Below are 19530 nucleotides of genomic sequence, written 5' to 3' on the forward strand. Positions count from 1 at the left end.
GTTCATCAGTTTCGGATGTAGGCGCCTTTTATGCTGCTCCCAATCCAGCAGTAGCGAACAATCTCGGACTCATCGATGAAGTCGGTGTTGATGATACTGCACCGCGTAATCCAGTTGAGGGAGGAGTGGAACCAGTCGTTGATGTGTTTTTTTATGTCAACGGGACCGCCCAGAAAGGTAAAACTCGTTGCCGACAAAGACCACAGACCCGATGCGGAGTGAGCAGCGTCCAGAGTGCGGGATATGTGAGCTTTCAGGTCATCGGCATCGGTGAACGTCTGGCCGCTCCATTTATGCGGGATCTTGTACCCGAAGTAATCTTCGTTGAGGTCCCGTGAGGCAGGCGCTCTCATTATTATTCTTTGCACGGGGCTGATACGTTTCAACTCTGCGATGGACTTGTCTGTGTTGGCCTGCGGTATGACTCGGGAGCCGAGCCGGCGAACAAGGAGTTCGTTGAAGGCCATGTAGTTAAATGGCTTGTCACCGTCACCCAACTGGTGAAAGTCCAGAATGATGAACTCGGTGGAGTGTTGAGCGAGAAAACCCAACGTGGCGTCGATCAGTTCTTCCAGTACCCGGTGAGATTCGTGGCCATTGTGATGGAAGTAGAAAATGTCCTGGTCCCAACCGCGTTTGTAGCCCAGGCGAATATCGAATACCCGTGCGCCATGGGACAGCTGCCAGGAAAAAGAGTCGTTCTGGCAGGTGGTCCAGTTACCGGTGGCCACATCGTAGTTGGGGGCCTTCTTGTCCATGCCACAGTTGTGCGCGCTGGGCCAGATAATGTCGGTGAGTTTCATGGCATCAACATTGAGCACTTCCCCCATCCAACCCTGTTTGTTGATGTGTCCTGTCGTTGTTTGCGTCATGGTGACTCCCTGTTTTTTAACGCCCCTTGTCATCCGTGACGGGGACAGTCGAAAGATTTCGTGATTAACGTATCTGAAAGAGTATTGGCATTCCTCGAATTATCAAGTTGTTGAAATATCTGCATATAGATGGCCAATACATGGCATCGAATATTCTTAACGTCATGGAAGTATGTACGGGGGCTTTGGTGCTTATGAACGCAGGGCTTGATGCTCGGCGACGCGATCAGTGGCTATCGCGCAGTACGTCACGATCTCGCTCTCATCAAAAAAATCGACATTGATAATACTCGCGTACTCAATAAGTCCGCCGCCGGGAAAGAACCAATCGTTAAGTTCTTTTGTCAGTTTGGTTGGACCTTTGAGCACGGTGTAGCTCGTGACGGATAACGACCACGGCCCATAGGCTGGAGGGCGCTTCAGTACATTCCCGATATGCTGGCTGATGTCAGCGGTATTAACGATGGCCTGACCTGCCCACTCATGGCGTATGCCGGCCCAGAAATAACGTTCATCAAGGTCCGGGTGATAAGAGGCGGCAGCGATCACGCGGCGTTGCTTGTTGGCTTTCAGTTGTTGCACGGTCCATCGCTGGTTTTTCCAAGGGATCAGCCTGGGCTCTAATCCTGATAGCAATTGTTGGCTGAAACCTTTGTAGTCGAAGTTGACGTCTCCAGTTCCTTCGAGTTGGTGGAGGTCAAGAATAATGAATTCATCAGGGTTTTCATTCAGAAAAGTATTCACCGCTGAGACAAGTTCATCCAGGGAGCGACCCAGAACGTGTCCATGGAAGGTCCTGAAGCCTGATCGGGTATTGACAAACCTGAGGTCCAAGGCCCTGGCACCGTTTCTCAATTGCCAGAGGAAATCCTGGTTCTGACACAAGACCCAGTTTGAAATTACGGAGTCGTAGAGAGGTTGGGAAAGCCCCCAGTCCATCCCTGAATTATGAGCGCCTGGCCAGATGATTTGATCTATGGTCAATGTGTTGATGCCGGGGGAAGAACTCATCCAGTTACGGGTGGCGCGATAATTAGTATTAGTCATGCTTATCAAAGTCCAGATTATAAATGGGTGGTGGAAACACTCGCCTACAGTACGGCGAGTGTCAGGTATTTATAATAAGAAACAGTGAGCTGGGCAATGGGTGGACATGCCGAGAAAGAGTTATTCTCGGTGCCGTGAAGTTGGTGCGTTGTTTTTGTGCTGTTAAGGGTGTCTCGGCGTTAGCGGTTTTTCGCTTCAATCCACTGTGCCATGTATTGAGTGCTTTTATGGTGGTGGTGACGCAACATACTTCCCGTAAAATTATCGCGCCGTAGTTGTTTCATGTTCAGACGGCAACTATTGATTCTGTCCACCAGTGCAGGACCATGAATGTTTCTCTGGTAATGGGTGGTCAGTAATTGTGTACCGGCGTGTTGAGCCTGCTCCCAGCGGGTCTTGTCTGAGTAAAGTTCAACAGCGGCGTGTGCCATGGCGCTGGCCGACGTGGCTATCGCCCCCGCCCAAGGCAGGCCGCCGTGCATGCCTTCGGCCCCCACTGGCGTGGTTACGTTTGGTGTTCCACAGAGCATTGCGTCGAAGAGTTTGCCTTTGATGCCCGCGCCAAAACGCAGGGGGGCCAGGCAGACCCGTGCGCCCGACATCACTTGCAGCGCGTCTTCGGCCCAGTTCATGACATGAAAGCCTTGCGCCGCGTTGTGCAGGGCGGTGGCCTTGGGCGGCGTATACGCGCCGTAAATGTGCAGTTGCGCCCCAGGAAGTTGCTGGCGAATCAGCGGCCAGACCGTGGTTTTCATCCAGAGCACGGCATCCCAGTTCGGCGCATGGCGAAAGTTGCCGATACTGAGAAAGTGTGCACGCGCCTCAAACGGCACGAACTGCTCTGGCACGGCATCGAGCATCAGCGGGCACCAGTGCAGCAGGGCGCGTGGCAGTTTGAATTGCTCAACCAGCAACTCTATTTCCACCTCGGAGATCATCAGGTTCAGGTCGCAACGATAGAGCGCGGCGATCTCCCGCTTGGCCAGATCCGTTTCGGCCATGTGCTCGAATTCTTCACGCAATGCCGGGGCAAAGAGTGTGCTGAAATCATCCGGGTCATCGTTGGTTTTCAAGTGATCCTTGAGCCGCTGATGGCGGGCATGCCGCAGGCTTTGCAGGTCGGAGGTTTCCAGTACCCGCAGGGCATCAGGGCAGTGTTTCTCCACGCGCCAGCCAAATTGCTCTTCCATCATGAACTGATCGAACAGCACGATATCGGGGGCAAGTTCACTGATGAATGTATCGAAACTGCTGTTGTTGAGTTCGATGGCGCACTCACGAATGCCCATGGAAACCAGGTCAGCCTTGTGTTCGCCGATACCGGCCGGGCTGCTGAACGTGATGTCCCAGCCTTGCTGCAAAAAGGTCTCGAGAATCTGCATGACATGCCCGCTGGCGGCAGAAGAGCACGGCTCGGGCCAGACGTAACCAATGACCAGGACTTTGGTTGCAGGCTGACTCATAAAACGGTTCCTTGGAGGCGGGCGCACGAAAAGGGCGCAATTAAACCACAGAGACGAGGCTGTCTGCCGGCTGGAGGCCTTATTGGCTGGAAGTTTGCGCGGTCTTGCGTTAGCGTCTGGGCGCTGATTCAAGGACTAATGGAATGACTGAACCCACCACCCTCCAGGTAAAAGTAGCTTCGCAGATTCTTGCGGCAATTCAGTCCGGCGAACTGGCGCCCGGCAGTCACCTCAAGGAGGTGGAGCTGGCCGAGCGCTTCGGCGTCTCCCGTTCGCCGGTTCGGGGGGCGTTGGTCTATCTGGCGACCAAAGAACTGGTAGGCCGATTGCCCCATCAGGGCTTTTGCGTGCTGGAGTCGCCGCTCAGCGTCGGTCTGGACAAAGTCAGCCTGCCGGTAGGTGAAGATGAAGCACTGTATCAGCGCTTGATTGACGATCGTTTGGCGCAGGCCTGGCCTGATCACGTTATGGAAAGTGACCTGCTAAGGCGTTACGGGGCCAGTAAGGCCGTGTTGCGTCGCTGCTTGCTGCGTTTGTCCGATGAGGGCGTGATGCAGCGCAAGCATGGGCATGGCTGGATGTTCCTGCCCACCTTGAGCTCAGCCGAAAAGCGCTTTGAGAGTTATCGTTTTCGCATGTTGCTGGAGCCGGCCGGGTTGCTGGAGCCGACCTTCAAACTACCCCGTGAGCAGTTGCAGCGTTGTCGCGAAAAGCAGCAGGCATTACTTGAAGGCGCTCCCGACAGCTTGAGTTTTTTCGAAGCCAATGCGCAATTTCATGAGTTGCTGGCGCTGGCGTCCGGCAATTCGTTCATCTTGCAGGCGGTACAGCAACAGAATCGCCTGCGGCGCCTGACCGAGTTTCACACGGTGTCGAATCCGGAACGGGTCAAAACGTCGTGTCGCGAACACTTGCAGATCATCGAAGCACTGGAGCAGGGCGACCGGGAGTGGGCGTCGAACTTGCTTTATCAGCACCTGAAGCTGGCGGGTACCCTTAATGAAGTGCGCAAGAAAGGCTGATTCAGGCCTGTGCGAGGCCCAGCATGCCGCGAACCTTGTCGCGCAGTTGATCAATAGAGAACGGTTTGCCGATCACCGACATCCCTTCAGGCACCTCGATATTGTCGGCATAGCCGCTGGCAAACAGGATCGGCAGGGTTGGGCGAGCTTGACGCGCCTGGTCGGCGAGGTCCCGACCGGTCATGTCAGGTAGGCCGTAATCGGTCATCAGCAGGTCGATGGGGTGTTCACTGTTGATGATGACCTGCGCCGCTTCACCGCAATTGGCCTCCAGCACCTTGAATGCCAGTTCCTCCAGGACATCGACGATCAGCATTCGCACGATGTCATCATCTTCGACGACCAGGAGGGTGGGGACGGTGGCAGGCATAGAGGAGGCTCTCGAAGAATAGAAGTGGAGGACGCAGGTCGATCGAAAATACCGGCCTCTTGCATGAGTAAGCGGCGACTCATGACAAGTTCCGGCGCTTGTACAAAAAAGAATAGCTGTACAAGTCGACAAGAGTACCCACTCTGCTTGTCTTGGGGCAGAGGAATGTAGGATTTCGCTCCTGTCCTTGTCAGAAAAATGGATCCCAATTGCGCTTTTGGGGCAAACTCCTTTGAATTCAACAGTCCGTCAGGGCCTCCAAATGACCGCTACGTCTTCGGTTGATGAACAGAGTTTTCGCAAGCTACTGAGTCGCAACATAAGTCTGCCGCTGGGCATGGGGGTGCTCAGCGCGGTGTTCTTTGTGTCCTTGATTACCTACCTGCTGTCGGTGATCCAGTGGGTCGAGCACACTGATCGAGTGATCAATAACGCTAATGAAGCGATGAAGCTCAGTGTCGACCTGGAAACCGGTATGCGCGGGTTTCTGTTGGCCGGGGACGAGCATTTTCTGGACCCCTACGAAACGGCCAAGCCGAGAATCATCGTTGCACTCAAGACCCTGCAGGAGCTGACTGCCGATAACCCGCCTCAGCTCGATCGCCTGCGACGTGTGGAGGCTTTGCAGGTCGAGTGGAACAACTACGCGCAAACCATAATCGAGTTGCAGCGCAACAACGGTGATTACCGTGCTGCGGTCAAGGCGGGGCGCGGTAAACGCCTGACGGATGAAATCCGTAAACAGTACGACGATGTGATCGACATGGAGCAGCAGTTGCGCACCACGCGCAGCGAAGAGGCGCGCCGCACGACGATCTGGAGCATCACCCTGTATGTCCTGTTTGTGGTGGCCATCAGTGGGTTGTTGGCCTTTATGGGCCGACGGGATTTGCTCAGCCTTTCCAAAACTTACGGCGCCAACCTGGCAGAACAACACAAGAGTGCCCAGCGTCTGGAGCAACAAGCCTGGTTGCGCAACGGCCAGACTGAACTGGCGGAGCAGGTGTTGGGGCAACTGACGTTGAACCTGCTGGGGCGCAATATCCTGCAGTTCTGCGCGCAGTATCTGGGCACTGTTGTCGCTGCAATGTATGTGCGTGAAGAGCACGGCGGTCTTAAGCGCGTTGCCTCGTACGGGTTTTCCCGTGAGCAGGAAGCGCAGGACCAGGCGATTTACAGCGGCGAAGGGATTGTCGGCCAGGCTGCCCAGCAGGATCGGCTGATACGCCTGGACGATGTGCCGGCCGACTACTTCAAGGTCAGTTCAGGGCTGGGTGAAGGCGCACCGCGCAGCGTGCTGGTGGTGCCGACCAGCGACGATGACCGGGTCAACGGCGTCATCGAGCTGGGTTTCCTGCGGGCCCTGACCGAACGGGACATCGAATTGTTCGAGCTGATTGCCGGCAACATCGGCATCTCCATCGAAGCGGCGCGTTATCGTCAGCGTTTGCAGGAAGTGCTGGCCGAGACCCAGCAGCTCAATGAAGAGTTGCAAGTGCAGCAAGAAGAACTGAAAACCGCTAACGAGGAACTGGAAGAGCAGTCGCGGATTCTCAAGGAGTCACAGGCGCACTTGGAAATTCAGCAAGTGGAACTTGAGCAGACCAACGAGCAATTGGCCGAGCAAGCACAAGCACTGGCTGAGCAGCGCGATGCCATGGATGAGAAGAATGGCGAGTTGAATCTGGCGCAAGTGCAGCTCGAAGAACGGGCAGATGAATTGCAGCGATCGAGCAAGTACAAGTCTGAGTTCCTCGCCAACATGTCCCATGAGTTGCGCACGCCACTGAACAGTTCGTTGATCCTGGCCAAGCTCCTGGCAGAAAACCCGCAAGACAACCTCAGCGCCGAACAGGTCCAGTTCGCCGAGTCGATTTATTCGGCCGGTAATGACTTGCTCAACCTGATCAATGACATCCTTGATATCTCCAAGGTCGAAGCCGGCAAGCTGGACATGCGCCCGGAAAACACCCGTGTCGCGCGGCTGGTTGACGGTTTGCGCACGATGTTCGAGCCCCTGGCTGCCGACAAACGCCTGGTGTTCACAACACACCTTGATGCGGATGCGCCGTTGATGCTGTTCACCGACCGCCAGCGTCTGGAGCAGGTCCTGAAAAACCTGTTGTCCAATGCCGTGAAGTTCACGGAGAAGGGCGCGGTCAGTCTGACGGTGTCCCGCCTGCCGGGGCAGGGTATTGCTTTTGAAGTGCGCGATTCCGGAATCGGCATTGCAGCCGAGCAGCAAGAGAGCATTTTCGAGGCGTTCCGTCAGGCCGATGGCACCACCAACCGACGTTACGGCGGCACAGGGCTGGGGTTGTCGATCTCGCGGGATCTGGCGGCGCTGCTTGGCGGTTCCATCAGTGTCACCAGCCAAACGGGTGAGGGCAGTGTTTTCACGTTGGTACTGCCGCAGCAGTACGTTGAACCGGGTGACGAGCCGACAGAACCCCTGCGAATCGCCCCGGGCGCCGCCAAGCCTGTCGCCGCTGCACAGACCCCGGCGCCGGTGATTGCCGATGTGGCTATCCCGCGTTTTGCTGACGACCGTGAGAAGGCGCCGTTTGCCTCCCGTTGCATCCTGGTGGTGGAGGACGAGGAAGGTTTTGCGCGGATCCTCTTCGACCTGGCCCATGAACTGGGCTACCAATGCCTGGTCGCTCACGGTGCCGACGAAGGCTACGACCTGGCCAGGCAATTCATTCCGGATGCAATCCTGCTGGACATGCGCTTGCCGGACCATTCAGGGCTCACGGTGCTCCAGCGGCTGAAAGAACACGCCGAGACCCGCCACATCCCGGTTCACGTGATCTCTGTTGAAGACCGTGTTGAAGCCGCCATGCACATGGGCGCCATCGGTTACGCGGTCAAGCCGACCACTCGCGAAGAGCTCAAGGACGTGTTCGCACGCCTGGAAGCCAAACTCACCCAGAAGGTCAAACGGGTGCTGCTGGTTGAAGACGATGACTTGCAGCGCGACAGCATTGCCCGGCTGATCGGCGACGATGACATTGAAATCACGGCTGTCGGCCTGGCCCAGGAGGCCCTGGAGCTGCTGCGCACTCACATTTACGACTGCATGATTATCGATTTGAAGCTGCCGGACATGCTCGGCAACGATCTGCTCAAGCGGATGTCGACCGAGGATATTTGCTCGTTCCCGCCGGTTATCGTCTATACCGGACGCAACCTGACCCGTGACGAAGAGTCGGACCTGCGCAAGTATTCACGCTCGATCATCATCAAGGGCGCACGCTCGCCAGAGCGGCTATTGGATGAAGTGACACTGTTTTTGCACAAAGTCGAATCCCGGTTGTCCCAGGAACGGCAGAAGATGCTCAAGACCGCCCGCAGTCGCGACAAGGTCTTCGAGGGGCGCAAAGTGCTGTTGGTGGACGACGATGTACGCAACATCTTTGCCCTGACCAGTGCGCTTGAGCATAAGGGCGCGGTGGTGGTGATCGGCCGTAATGGTCGTGAAGCGATCGAGAAACTCAATGAAGTGGAGGACATCGACCTGGTGCTGATGGACGTTATGATGCCGGAGATGGACGGTTTCGAAGCCACCCTCGAGATCCGCAAGGACCCGCGCTGGCGCAAGCTGCCGATCATCGCCGTGACCGCCAAGGCCATGAAGGACGATCAGGAGCGCTGCTTGCAGGCAGGTTCCAACGACTACCTGGCCAAGCCCATCGACCTGGATCGCCTGTTTTCGCTTATTCGTGTGTGGTTGCCGAAGATGGAAAGAATTTAGTGGAGCGAAATACGGATATCGAACTGCGGTTGTTGATCGAAGCCATTTATCTCAAGTACAGCTACGATTTTCGTGATTACTCCGACGCGTCGATCAAGCGCCGGGTCAATCATGCGTTGCGTCAGTTCGAATGCAGGACCATTTCCGCGCTTCAGGAGCGGGTGCTGCATGACCCGACCGCGTTCATGCAACTGTTGCAGTTGCTGACGATTCCGGTCAGCGAGATGTTCCGCGACCCGTCGCATTTTCTGGCGATCCGCCAGGAAGTGGTGCCGCTGCTCAAGACCTACCCGTCGCTGAAGATCTGGATTGCCGGTTGCAGCACCGGGGAGGAGGTCTACTCCATGGCGATCCTGCTGCGTGAAGAAGGGTTGCTGGAGCGCACGATCATCTATGCCACCGACATCAATCCGCACTCACTGGAAAAGGCCAAGCAGGGGATTTTCTCCCTGGAGAACATTCGCGCCTACACCCACAATTATCAGCAGGCGGGGGGGCAGCGTTCGTTTGCCGATTACTACACGGCAGCCTACGACTATGCGATTTTCGACAAGACCCTGTGTGAGAACGTGACCTTCGCCGACCACAGCCTGGCGACGGATAGCGTGTTCTCTGAAACTCAGTTAATTTCATGCCGTAACGTACTGATTTACTTCAATAAAAAACTACAGGATCGTGCGTTTGGACTGTTTCACGAATCGCTGTGTCATCGAGGGTTTCTGGTGCTGGGCAGTAAGGAAACCCTGGATTTCTCCGGTTACGGCAAGCAGTTCGACCCCTTGGTAAAAACTGAAAGGATCTACCGTAAATCATGAGCGGTGCAGGACCCGATGCAAGCGCATGTCTCGACGATGCCGGACGCCGCACTGGCCTTGCATCGGCCCGATCACATTCTCCCTTTGCGCGGCATAGGCCGCCTGCTCGTCGAGTTGGAACACATCGCATGCTAAGTACTGTCCAGGCCAAATTGCTGATTGTCGACGACCTGCCGGAGAATCTGCTGGCCCTCGAGGCACTGATCAAGCGCGAAGACCGCATGGTCTTCAAAGCGCTGTCGGCGGACGAAGCCTTGTCGTTGTTGTTGCAACATGAGTTCGCCATGGCCATTCTCGACGTGCAGATGCCAGGTATGAACGGTTTCGAGCTGGCCGAGCTGATGCGTGGTACCGAAAAAACCAAGAACATTCCCATCGTTTTTGTCAGTGCCGCCGGGCGTGAGCTGAACTACGCCTTCAAGGGCTACGAAAGCGGTGCCGTGGACTTCCTGCACAAACCGCTGGATATCCACGCGGTGAAAAGCAAGGTCAATGTCTTCGTCGACCTGTACCGCCAGAGCAAGGCCATGAAGCTTCAGGTCGAAGCCCTGGAGCAAAGCCGTCGCGAGCAGGAACTCCTGCTTGAGAAGTTACAGGCTACCCAGAATGAACTTGAGCAGGCCGTGCGCATGCGCGACGACTTCATGTCGATCGTCGCCCATGAGGTGCGCACGCCGTTGAACGGGCTGATACTGGAAACCCAACTGCGCAAGATGCACCTGGCCCGTGACAATACCCAGGCGTTCACGATGGACAAAATGCACGCGATGGTCGACCGCGACGAGCGGCAGATCAAGAGCCTGATCCGCCTCATCGAAGACATGCTCGATGTCTCGCGGATCCGCACCGGCAAGTTGTCGATTCGTACCAGCCGCTTCGATCTGGCGCAGTTGGTGGGCAACGTGTTGCAGAATTTCGCGCCGCAGGTGGAAGCCGCCGAGTCTTTGATGACCTTTACGGCGTTGCAACCGGTAGAGGGCAACTGGGATGAATTCCGGATTGAACAGGTGGTGTCCAACCTGCTGACCAACGCCCTGCGTTATGGCGGCAAAAAATCGATTCAGGTAACCGTGTATACCCAGGACGATGAGGCGCGTGTCGAGGTGCGTGACCATGGCATTGGCATCAGTGAAGAGAACCAGAAGCGGATTTTCCAGCAGTTCGAACGTGTTTCGGACAAAACCGCGGCGGCCGGGCTGGGCCTCGGGTTGTTCATCTCCGAGCAGATTGTCACTGCTCATGGAGGCTCCATCAGCGTTCAAAGCCGTATCAACGAAGGGGCCTTGTTTCGCGTTTGCCTGCCCCTGTAGGAAAACAATTCGAATCGAGGCAACCTCTGCGTGACCGCAGGGTCGTATCAGCAGCTATTGACCGAACAAAGGCTTCCCATGAGTGAAGATGCACAAGACGTCGTATTGATCGTCGAAGATGACCCCTCGATTCTGATGGTGCTGGCCGCCTACCTGTCGGGCGAGGGTTACCGCGTACTGCAGGCCGAAGACGGCGAGCAGGCGTTTGAGATTCTGGCCAGCAAACCGCACCTGGACATGATGATCACTGACTATCGCCTGCCGGGCGGCATCTCTGGTGTGCAGATCGCGGAGCCTGCGGTGAAACTGCGCCCTGAGCTGAAGGTGATTTTCATCAGTGGCTACCCGGCGGAAATTCGCGAGTCCGGCAGCCCGATTGCACACAAGGCGCCGATACTGGCCAAGCCGTTTGACCTGGACGAATTACAGGTGCTGATGCAGAAAATGTTGTCCTGAATGAACAACCCGACCACTTGCCCTTTGCGGGCGAGTGATCGACTACAAGCCTTGTTGCAACGACGGATCATCCGGGTTCATCTGTTCAAGTTGAGCCAGTAGAATCTGCACATTCTGCAACTGCCCGGACTCTTTCCAGTAACTGATCAACAGTACGCGCGCCTTGCGGTCGGCCGGGTGGCGCTGAACGATTTCCTGCAACTGCTTTTGCGCCGCTTCAAGTTCCTGCTCGCTGTGCAAGGTGGTGGCGAGGTCGTAGCGGTAATCCTTGTTGTCCGGCTCCAGCTCCACGGCTTTGGACAGCCCCAACAGGGCAAATTCGCTTTGCCCATGGTGCAGCAGCCACATGCCTAGGGCGTGTTGCAGGTACGCCGAGTCCGGTTGCGCTTGCAACTGCTTGGCCAGCAACTGGCGGGCCGCATCGCTTTGCCCTTGCTTGTCGAGCACTTCGATTTGAATCACCAGGGCCCGCAGGTTGCCGGGGTCCAGGCGCAGGCTCTGTTCCAGTGCCTGTTGGGCCTCTTTCAACTGGGCGTTATGCAAGTGCAGGCGCGCCAGTTGGTACTGGGTTTCGGCCGTCTCGGGTTGTGACTTGAGGGCTTGCTGGTATTGGTCGATGACTTGCTGCAAAGGGCCGAAGTACAACCCCAGATCATCGGGCGACAGCCCCAGCAGCGCATCGGCGGCGGAAAACCGGACCGCTTGCTCGCGATCTTCCAGCAGCGGTCCCAGCAGCAGGCTGCGTTGCCCGCCAGGCACCAGCCCCGAGACACTTTTGATCGCGGCCTGACGCACGGCCACTGAGGGGTGACTCAGGTCGGCGTCGGCCAGTTTCAGTGCTTGTGGGCTGGGGTAATTCGGTAATTCGGCATGCAGCTTGATGCGGCGGGCATCCGGCAGGTCCGGGCGCGCCATCTGCTGATAAAGCATTCGCGCCGCCCCCGGCTGACCGTTGCGCGCTTGTTGCAAGGCTTCGCTGTAGCCGTGCCGAACGGCCGACGGCAGCGACGGCGTGGTGCTGCGCAGGAAAAACCAGGCGATCGCCACGAGCAACAGGGCGAACAGGCTGATAAGCAGATAGTAGCGGGGCTTGGACATGCAGGAATCCGGAAGCTGACGGGTTACGCAAAGGCGTCAGCTTCGGTCAGCCAGGGCCGTGAGTCAAACCCTGACTCAACTGAGCACGTACTCCACCGGTGCCAGTGGCGGCGGCAGCTCGGTCTGGCCCAACGCGGCCAGCACTTCACGCTCCAGGGTGCGGACTATTGCGCTGCACGGCAAATCGTTCTCATCGAAACCGAAAGGGTCTTCGAGGTCGTCTCCGATTTCGTCGAGGCCGAAAAACGTGTAACTGACAATGGCCGTAAAGATTGGCGTCAACCAGCCCAGCGGCTCGGCCATGGCAAACGGCAGCAAGATGCAAAACAGGTAAATCGTGCGGTGCAGCAGCAAGGTGTAAGGGTAGGGCAGCGGCGTACTCTTGATGCGCTCGCAGGCCGCTTGGACCTGGCTGAGGCTCACCAGTCGGGTTTCCAGTTGGGTGTAACGCCATTCACTGATGCGCCCACTTTCAGCGAGTGAGGAGCAGCGCGCACCAATGCCCTGCAAGACGCTGTCAGTGATGTTCGGGTGGCGCTCGTCAATCAACTCGCTCACCCAGGGTTGGGCAGCAGCGGCCTCGTCTTCAACCCGCAGGCGGGCGATCAGGCCATGGGCAAAGCCGCAGAGCTCACGCAGCAGCGGCGCACGTTCGGCCGAATCCTTGATGATCAGGGTTTCACGGATCAACGACCGTACTTCGATAATCAACTGGCCCATCTGCTTGCGACCTTCCCACCAACGGTCATAGCAGGCGTTGTTGCGAAAACTCATGAAGATCGACAGCGACAGCCCCAGCAACGTGAAAGGCGTGGCGTTGACCTTGGAGAAATACGCCGGGTGCAGGGTTTCCACCAGCACGATGACCGACGCCAGCAATGTCACCAACAGACTGCGCAACGCAATACGTTTGGCAATTGAGCCCTTGAGGGAAAACAGAATGCCGATCAGGTTCGGCTTGGGACGGACAATCATGGGCAGATCTACGGCTGAGGCGCTTTTCGCGGCGGATCAAGAGTAGAAGCACCCGCCTAAGCTGTCCAATCGCTATGGCTGACGGGGTGATCGAGCCTGTCTATGAATACGGGCATGATCATCGAGCGCTGCTTGGCCGATTGCGTCTTCAAGGACGACTCCCAGCGCTTGGGCAATCAGGTGCTGTTTTCTACCGCTGATCAGTCCCGAGCCGGTCTGCACGACGCACAAGCAAAAAAAAGCCCCGCGACCGAATGAGGCGCGGGGCAAAGAATTGGTTGGTTGCGGCCAACCAAAGGAGCACTTGAAACGGTTACTTGCTGGCGACGGTCTCCGGTTGCCAGCCACCACCCAACGCTTTGTAGATGGCGACGATGCCGCGGTACAGGTCGACTTCGGCCTGTGCCTGGGAATCTTCGGCCGCCAGCCGTTCACGCTGTGCGTCGAGCAGCACGAGGAAGTCCACGGTGCCTTCGCGGTAGCGGATTTGTGCAAGATCGGCCGCAGCGCGGCTCGACTCGCTTTGGCGGATCAACGAAATCAACCGCTGCTGACGTTTGCCGTAATCGCTGAACGCGTTTTCCGACTCTTCCAGTGCCAGCAACACTTGCTGCTCATAGGTTGCCAGTGCGCCCTCGGCGTTAGCATCGGCGCCGCGCAAACGAGCCCGTACGCTGCCCAGATCGAAGGCTGCCCAGGTGATACTCGGGCCCAGCGCCCAGGCATTGGCAGCCGATGAACCGATCTGCGAACCACGCCCGGCGGTGAAACCGAGGAAACCGCTCAGGCTGACCCGTGGGAACAAGTCGGCCTTGGCCACGCCGATTCGCGCCGTGGCGGCGGCCAGTTTGCGTTCGGCACTGAGGATGTCCGGACGGCGTTGCAGCAGTTCACCCGGATCACCAATCGGCAGTGCCTTGGCAATTGCCGGCAGGCTGGCGGGACGCAGGTCGACGGTCAGTTTGTCCGGGCGTTCGCCCAGCAGCGTGGCGATGCGATTGCGCTGGCGGTTCTGCTCGGCCTGCAACTGCGGCACGCTGGCCTCGACAGAGGCGAGGCGGGCGTCGGCGCGCACCACGTCGAGCTGATCGCCGACGCCGGCATCGCGCAGGCTGACGGTGATCTTGCTCGACTCTTGCTGGTTCTCAAGGTTGGCCAAGGCAATTTTTTCCCGCAGCTGTGCGCCGCGCAATTGACCGTAGGCATCCACCAGTTCGGCAATCAGGGTGACTTGCAACTGATACAAATCGGCCTCGGCCGATTGCTGATCGGCATCGCTCGCTTCCAGATTGCGCTGGATGCGCCCGAACAAGTCCAGCTCCCAGGCCATGTCCAGGCCCAGGTCATAACGCTCACTGTTGACCCGTTTGGTGGTCTGGCCCGGAATCTGGCCCTTGGCCAAATTGCTGCTGGCACGGCTGGTGATGGTCGGCATGGCGTCGTTGCTGGCATCGTCGCGGATCGCCCGCGACGCTTTGAGCCGGGCGAATGCCACGCGCAATTCACGGTTGCCCTGCAAGGACTGGGTCACCAATTGGTTGAGGATCGGGTCCTCGAATTGCTGCCACCAGATCCCTTCGAAGCGTGCACGGTCAAAGTTCTTCTGACCGTTTGCGCCATCGGTGGCGGCCGTGATGTTGGCCGCCGCAGTCAGAGGGGTTTGGTAGTCCGGGCCGACGGCACAGGCACTCAGGGCCAATGCCAGCAAGCTCGGTAGGAAGGCTTTCAGACTCATTGTTGCGCCTCCAGTTTCAGGGCCTTGGCCGCTTTGCGCGCTTCGCCGCGCTCCACATAGCGGCGGATCAATACGTAGAACACCGGCGTCAGCAACAGACCGAAGAAGGTCACCCCCAACATCCCGGAGAACACCGCCACACCCATGGCATGACGCATTTCCGCACCGGCACCGCTGGAGAAGACCAGGGGCACCACGCCCATGATGAAGGCGAAGGAGGTCATCAGGATCGGCCGCAGACGCAGGCGGCAGGCTTCGAGCACTGCGGCGAGCGGGTCCAGGCCTTCTTCCTGTTTGTCCTTGGCGAACTCGACGATCAGGATCGCGTTCTTGCACGCTAGGCCAACCAGTACGATCAAGCCGATCTGGGTGAAGATGTTGTTGTCACCGCCCGAGGCAATCACCCCGACGATGGCCGACAGCAAGGTCATTGGTACGATCAGGATCACCGCCAGTGGCAGGCTCCAGCTTTCGTATTGAGCCGCCAGCACCAGGAACGCCAGCAGCACGCAGAGCGGGAACACGAACAGCGCGGTGTTGCCGGAAAGGATCTGCTGGTACGTCAGCTCGGTCCATTCGTAGGTCATGCCGTTGGGCAGTTCTTCCTTGAGCAGTTTCTCGATGGCCGCCTCCGCCTGGCCGGAGCTGTAGCCAGGGGCTGCCGCACCGTTGATTTCAGCGGTCACGAAACCGTTGTAGTGCATCACGCGGTCCGGGCCTGCGGTGTCGCTGACCTTGATGAAGGTCGCCAGCGGGATCATCTCGCCTTTGTTGTTGCGCACTTTCAACTGACCGATCTGCTCAGGCTCCAGGCGGAACTGTTGCTCGGCCTGAACGTTGACCTGATAGGTGCGGCCAAAGCGGTTGAAGTCGTTGGCATACAACGAGCCCAGGTAGATTTGCAGGGTGTCGAAGATGTCGGTGATCGCCACGCCGTGGGTCTTGGCTTTCTCGCGGTCGATGGCGGCATCGACTTGAGGCACGTTGACCTGATAACTGGTGAACAACCCGGCCAGCTCCGGCACGCTGCGGCTTTTGGCGATGACGTTTTGCACTTCTTTGTACAGCTCGTCATAGCCCAGGCCACTGCGGTCCTCGACTTGCAGGCGGAAGCCGCCAATCGTGCCCAGGCCCTGTACCGGCGGCGGCGGGAAGATCGCCATGTAGGCTTCCTGGATGTCGGCATATTTGCCGTTCAAGGCACCGGCAATCGCACCGGCCGACATGCTTGGGTCTTTACGCTCGTCAAACGGTTTCAAGGTCACGAAGACGATGCCGTTGTTCGGGCTGTTGGTGAAACCATTGATCGACAGGCCAGGGAAGGCCACGGCGCTTTCCACGCCTGGCTGTTTCAGGGCCAGGTCGGACATGCGCTTGATCACGTCTTCGGTGCGGTCCAGGCTCGCGGCATCCGGCAACTGGGCGAAGGCCACCAGGTACTGCTTGTCCTGCGGCGGTACGAAACCGGTCGGGGTGTGGGCGAAGCCGAAGTAAGTCAGCACCATCAGGCCGGCGTACAGGAACAGGGCGATGCCGCTGCCGCGAATCACGCGTTTCACGGTGCCGACGTAGCCGTGGCTGGCCTTGACGAAGAAACGGTTGAACGGACGGAACAACCAGCCGCCGAACAGCGTGTCGAGGACCTTCGAGAAACGGTCCTTCGGCGCATCGTGAGGCTTGAGCAACACGGCGGCCAGGGCTGGCGACAACGTCAGCGAGTTGAAGGCCGAAATCACCGTCGAAATCGCAATGGTCAGGGCGAACTGCTTGTAGAACTGCCCGGTCAAGCCGCTGATGAAGGCTGCGGGAATGAACACGGCGCAGAGCACCAGTGCCGTGGCGATGATCGGCCCGGTCACTTCACGCATGGCACGCTTGGTCGCATCCACCGGGTTCAGGCCCAGCTCGATATTACGCTCGACGTTCTCTACCACCACGATCGCATCGTCGACCACGATCCCGATGGCCAGCACCAGGCCGAACAGCGACAGGGCGTTGAGCGAGAAGCCGAACAGATGCATCACGGCGAACGTACCGATCAGCGACACCGGCACCGCCACCAACGGAATGATCGAGGCACGCCAGGTTTGCAGGAACAGGATCACCACCAGCACCACGAGGATCAGCGCTTCAAACAGCGTATGAACCACCGCTTCGATGGAGCCGCGAACGAAGATGGTCGGGTCATAGACGATGCTGAAGTCCATGCCTTCCGGGAAGCTCTGTTTCAGTTCGGCCATTTTCGCCCGGACTTCGTTGGAGATCTCGATAGCATTGGAGCCCGGACGCTGGAAGATCGGAATCGCCACGGCCGGTTGGTTGTTCAGCAACGAGCGCAGGGCGTATTGGCTGGAACCCAGCTCGACCCGTGCGATGTCTTTGAGGCGAGTGATTTCACCGTTGTCGCCGGAGCGAATGATGATGTTTTCGAACTCTTCCTCAGTGACCAGGCGCCCCTGAGTGTTGACCGACAACTGGAAACTGGTGGCATTCGGCGCCGGTGGCGCACCCAAGGCACCGGCAGCGACCTGGCGGTTCTGCTCGCGGATGGCGTTGACCACGTCGGTGGCGGTCAGGTTGCGTGAAGCGGTTTTGTTCGGGTCGAGCCAGACCCGCAGCGAGTAGTCGCCCATACCGAACAGTTGCACGTCGCCGACACCGCCCAGCCGCGCCAACTCATCCTTGATGTTGAGCAAGGCGTAGTTGGACAGGTAGAGCATGTCGTAGCGTTTGTCCGGCGAGGTCAAGTGCACAACCATGGTCAGGTCGGGCGAGGCCTTGTCCACCGTAATACCGATGCGCGTCACTTCTTCCGGCAGCTTCGGCTGGGTCCGGGTCACGCGGTTCTGTACCTGTACCTGTGCGTTGTCCAGGTCTGTGCCCAGGGCAAAGGTGATGGTCAGGGTGATCTTGCCGTCAGCGGTGGACTGCGAGGACATGTACAGCATGTTCTCGACGCCGGTGATGGCCTGCTCCAGTGGAGCGGCCACGGTTTCACCGATGACTTTGGGGTTGGCCCCCGGGAAGTTGGCGCGCACGACCACGGTCGGCGGAACCACTTCCGGGTATTCACTGATCGGCAATTGGAACAGCGAGATGGCGCCGGCGATCAGGATCAGCAGCGAGAGCACTGCGGCAAAGATCGGCCGTGATATGAAGAATTGGGAAAAATTCATCGGAGTTGTCGTCCCTTAACCGCGTGGAGTCGCAGCGGCGAGTTTCACAGCCGTACCCGGCGCAACCTTGGCGGGTGCGATCTGAGGCAGGTTGCTGGCTTCAAGCGCTTGTCGTTGTTGCGCCAGGGCCGCAAGGGTTTCCTTGCTGGCCATCGGAATCACTTCAGGCGCGACCGGTGAGCCCGGACGAACCCGCTGCAAGCCCTTGACGATGATGGTGTCGTCCTTGTTCAGGCCACTGCGCACGATGCGCAGGCCTTCGATTTTCGGACCCAGTTCAACGGCGCGGTAAGCCGATTTGTTGTCGGCGTCCATCACCAGCACAAACTTCTTGCCCAGGTCGGTGCCGACGGCTTCGTCGTTGATCAGCACGGCGGAGTAGGTGCCGCTGCCGACCAGTTTCAGGCGCGCATAGAGGCCTGGGGTGTAGTTGCCGTCGCTGTTGTCGAACACCGCACGACCACGAATGGTGCCGGTTTTCGGGTTGACCTGGTTGTCGACGAAGTTCATCTGGCCCAGGTGCGGGTTGCCGTCTTCATTGGACAGGCCAAGGTAAACCGGGGTGGTTTGACCGCGCTGACCCTGGCGGGCGAGTTGGGTGTACTTGAGGAACACACGCTCATCGGCGTCGAAGTAGGCGTAGACCTTGTCGGTGGACACCACACTGGTCAGGGCCGTGGTGTCGGCGGTCACCAGGTTGCCGGCGGTGATTTCGGCACGGCTGACACGGCCGCTGATGGGCGATGTGACACGGGTGAAACTCAGATTCAGTTTGGCCAGATCCAGTTGCGCCTGAATCGCCGCGACGCCCGCGCGGGACTCTTGGGCGGCGCTGGTGCGCGAGTCGGCGAGTTCGGCGGAAATGGCATTGCTGGTGCGCAGACGCTCGCCACGTTGGGCTTCGTTTTCACTGCGGGTGGCATTGGCGCGGGCCTGGGCAACCTGGGCTTCGAGGCGGCGGACCTCGGCCTGGAACGGGCGAGGGTCGATCTGGAACAGCAAGTCACCTTTCTTGACCAGTGCGCCTTCGGTGAACGCCACCTGATCGATCTGCCCCGACACGCGAGGACGAATCTCGACGGTCTCCGGCGCCTCGAGGCGCCCTGTGAATTCGTCCCACTCGTTGACCGGTTGCTCCAGCACCTTGGCCACGCTGACTTTGGTCGCTGGCATGGCGGCTGCAGTGTCCGGGGTTTTGCCGCAAGCGCTCATCACCAGCAAGGCCAGAGCGGCCAAGGGGAAGCGCAAATGTTTGAGTGAATGTTCCATGGATGCATCCGCCACTGTATTGAGATGGGCGGATAATGCTCGGCGAGGTGACATCTCACGAATCGAATGAAGCGAAGATAACTATCATTCGGAATGATATAGAGGCCAGGCAAGCCCTCTAGCATGGGGCTTGCGTTAGGCGGCTATCAATGCGGTTGATGACAATGC

Annotated in this window: 15 protein-coding genes and 1 pseudogene; 7 read left to right on the forward strand and 9 right to left on the reverse strand. The window is 58.3% G+C overall.

Going from position 1 to position 19530, the window contains the following annotated elements:
* Nucleotides 1–5: 5 nt before the first annotated feature.
* From AC1Z1G_RS13015 to AC1Z1G_RS13025, 3 genes are all read right to left on the reverse strand, one after another.
* Entirely contained in the window at nt 6–872 is an 867-nt protein-coding gene (locus AC1Z1G_RS13015) for a phosphatidylinositol-specific phospholipase C domain-containing protein (protein WP_483627508.1), read from the reverse strand.
* Between the two features lie 192 nt (nt 873–1064).
* Entirely contained in the window at nt 1065–1919 is an 855-nt protein-coding gene (locus tag AC1Z1G_RS13020) for a phosphatidylinositol-specific phospholipase C domain-containing protein (RefSeq protein WP_347906032.1), read from the reverse strand.
* Nucleotides 1920–2098: 179 nt separating this feature from the next.
* Nucleotides 2099–3382, reverse strand: a complete 1284-nt coding sequence (locus AC1Z1G_RS13025) for a glycosyltransferase (RefSeq protein ID WP_483627510.1) — start codon at nt 3380–3382, stop codon at nt 2099–2101.
* A 143-nt stretch (nt 3383–3525) separates the two neighbouring features.
* Here AC1Z1G_RS13025 and AC1Z1G_RS13030 point away from each other — a divergent pair, with 143 nt between their 5' ends.
* On the forward strand, nt 3526–4404 hold the full coding sequence (locus tag AC1Z1G_RS13030; protein WP_483627512.1) for a GntR family transcriptional regulator: 879 nt from the start codon (nt 3526–3528) through the stop codon (nt 4402–4404).
* 1 nt (nt 4405) lies between these two features.
* Here the strand turns inward: AC1Z1G_RS13030 and AC1Z1G_RS13035 are convergent, their stop codons facing one another.
* Nucleotides 4406–4774, reverse strand: coding sequence for a response regulator (locus AC1Z1G_RS13035; RefSeq protein ID WP_483627514.1), 369 nt, complete (start codon nt 4772–4774; stop codon nt 4406–4408).
* A 262-nt stretch (nt 4775–5036) separates the two neighbouring features.
* Here AC1Z1G_RS13035 and AC1Z1G_RS13040 point away from each other — a divergent pair, with 262 nt between their 5' ends.
* The 5 genes and pseudogenes from AC1Z1G_RS13040 to AC1Z1G_RS13060 all read left to right on the forward strand — a co-directional run bounded on the left by AC1Z1G_RS13040 (nt 5037) and on the right by AC1Z1G_RS13060 (nt 11109).
* Nucleotides 5037–8528 (forward strand): response regulator, encoded by a 3492-nt coding sequence (locus AC1Z1G_RS13040; RefSeq protein ID WP_483627516.1) that lies wholly within the window; start codon nt 5037–5039, stop codon nt 8526–8528.
* Nucleotides 8528–9343 (forward strand): CheR family methyltransferase, encoded by an 816-nt coding sequence (locus AC1Z1G_RS13045; RefSeq protein WP_483627518.1) that lies wholly within the window; start codon nt 8528–8530, stop codon nt 9341–9343. Before AC1Z1G_RS13040 ends, AC1Z1G_RS13045 begins: the two co-directional genes overlap by 1 nt.
* A 3-nt stretch (nt 9344–9346) precedes the next feature.
* A pseudogene (locus tag AC1Z1G_RS13050) lies at nt 9347–9478 on the forward strand (chemotaxis protein CheB); the annotation flags it as partial.
* The gene (locus tag AC1Z1G_RS13055; protein ID WP_483627520.1) at nt 9472–10653 is read left to right on the forward strand and encodes a hybrid sensor histidine kinase/response regulator; all 1182 of its coding nucleotides are present in this window, start codon (nt 9472–9474) and stop codon (nt 10651–10653) included. The pseudogene AC1Z1G_RS13050 and the gene AC1Z1G_RS13055, both read left to right, overlap by 7 nt.
* Before the next feature lie 78 nt (nt 10654–10731).
* Nucleotides 10732–11109 (forward strand): response regulator, encoded by a 378-nt coding sequence (locus AC1Z1G_RS13060; protein ID WP_483627522.1) that lies wholly within the window; start codon nt 10732–10734, stop codon nt 11107–11109.
* A gap of 42 nt (nt 11110–11151) precedes the next feature.
* Here the strand turns inward: AC1Z1G_RS13060 and AC1Z1G_RS13065 are convergent, their stop codons facing one another.
* Both AC1Z1G_RS13065 and AC1Z1G_RS13070 read right to left on the reverse strand, forming a co-directional pair.
* Nucleotides 11152–12207, reverse strand: coding sequence for a tetratricopeptide repeat protein (locus tag AC1Z1G_RS13065; RefSeq protein ID WP_483627524.1), 1056 nt, complete (start codon nt 12205–12207; stop codon nt 11152–11154).
* Between the two features lie 75 nt (nt 12208–12282).
* Nucleotides 12283–13182: a bestrophin family protein gene (locus AC1Z1G_RS13070; protein ID WP_483627526.1), complete on the reverse strand. Its 900-nt coding sequence runs from the start codon at nt 13180–13182 to the stop codon at nt 12283–12285.
* A gap of 114 nt (nt 13183–13296) precedes the next feature.
* On the opposite strand from AC1Z1G_RS13070, the gene AC1Z1G_RS13075 reads away from it, so the two are divergent.
* The gene (locus tag AC1Z1G_RS13075) at nt 13297–13440 is read left to right on the forward strand and encodes a hypothetical protein (protein WP_483627528.1); all 144 of its coding nucleotides are present in this window, start codon (nt 13297–13299) and stop codon (nt 13438–13440) included.
* A gap of 55 nt (nt 13441–13495) precedes the next feature.
* Here the strand turns inward: AC1Z1G_RS13075 and AC1Z1G_RS13080 are convergent, their stop codons facing one another.
* From AC1Z1G_RS13080 to mexE, 3 genes are read right to left on the reverse strand one after another with little or no spacing between them, the layout of a single operon-like run.
* A complete protein-coding gene (locus tag AC1Z1G_RS13080) occupies nt 13496–14917 on the reverse strand; it encodes an efflux transporter outer membrane subunit (RefSeq protein ID WP_483627530.1) in 1422 nt (473 codons plus the stop codon).
* Entirely contained in the window at nt 14914–18093 is a 3180-nt protein-coding gene (locus tag AC1Z1G_RS13085; protein ID WP_483627532.1) for an efflux RND transporter permease subunit, read from the reverse strand. The genes AC1Z1G_RS13080 and AC1Z1G_RS13085 overlap by 4 nt, the downstream gene beginning before the upstream one ends.
* A 15-nt stretch (nt 18094–18108) precedes the next feature.
* A complete protein-coding gene (mexE, locus tag AC1Z1G_RS13090) occupies nt 18109–19362 on the reverse strand; it encodes a multidrug efflux RND transporter periplasmic adaptor subunit MexE (RefSeq protein ID WP_483627534.1) in 1254 nt (417 codons plus the stop codon).
* Nucleotides 19363–19530 lie beyond the last annotated feature (168 nt).

Source organism: Pseudomonas sp. JL27(2026) (assembly GCF_056933555.1).

Coding starts and splice junctions, on each gene's coding strand:
- AC1Z1G_RS13015 (WP_483627508.1), bottom strand. CDS start 872: ATGACGCAAACAACGACAGGACACATCAACAAACAGGGTTGGATGGGG.
- AC1Z1G_RS13020 (WP_347906032.1), bottom strand. CDS start 1,919: ATGACTAATACTAATTATCGCGCCACCCGTAACTGGATGAGTTCTTCC.
- AC1Z1G_RS13025 (WP_483627510.1), bottom strand. CDS start 3,382: ATGAGTCAGCCTGCAACCAAAGTCCTGGTCATTGGTTACGTCTGGCCC.
- AC1Z1G_RS13030 (WP_483627512.1), top strand. CDS start 3,526: ATGACTGAACCCACCACCCTCCAGGTAAAAGTAGCTTCGCAGATTCTT.
- AC1Z1G_RS13035 (WP_483627514.1), bottom strand. CDS start 4,774: ATGCCTGCCACCGTCCCCACCCTCCTGGTCGTCGAAGATGATGACATC.
- AC1Z1G_RS13040 (WP_483627516.1), top strand. CDS start 5,037: ATGACCGCTACGTCTTCGGTTGATGAACAGAGTTTTCGCAAGCTACTG.
- AC1Z1G_RS13055 (WP_483627520.1), top strand. CDS start 9,472: ATGCTAAGTACTGTCCAGGCCAAATTGCTGATTGTCGACGACCTGCCG.
- AC1Z1G_RS13060 (WP_483627522.1), top strand. CDS start 10,732: ATGAGTGAAGATGCACAAGACGTCGTATTGATCGTCGAAGATGACCCC.
- AC1Z1G_RS13065 (WP_483627524.1), bottom strand. CDS start 12,207: ATGTCCAAGCCCCGCTACTATCTGCTTATCAGCCTGTTCGCCCTGTTG.
- AC1Z1G_RS13070 (WP_483627526.1), bottom strand. CDS start 13,182: ATGATTGTCCGTCCCAAGCCGAACCTGATCGGCATTCTGTTTTCCCTC.
- AC1Z1G_RS13075 (WP_483627528.1), top strand. CDS start 13,297: ATGATCATCGAGCGCTGCTTGGCCGATTGCGTCTTCAAGGACGACTCC.
- AC1Z1G_RS13080 (WP_483627530.1), bottom strand. CDS start 14,917: ATGAGTCTGAAAGCCTTCCTACCGAGCTTGCTGGCATTGGCCCTGAGT.
- AC1Z1G_RS13085 (WP_483627532.1), bottom strand. CDS start 18,093: ATGAATTTTTCCCAATTCTTCATATCACGGCCGATCTTTGCCGCAGTG.
- mexE (WP_483627534.1), bottom strand. CDS start 19,362: ATGGAACATTCACTCAAACATTTGCGCTTCCCCTTGGCCGCTCTGGCC.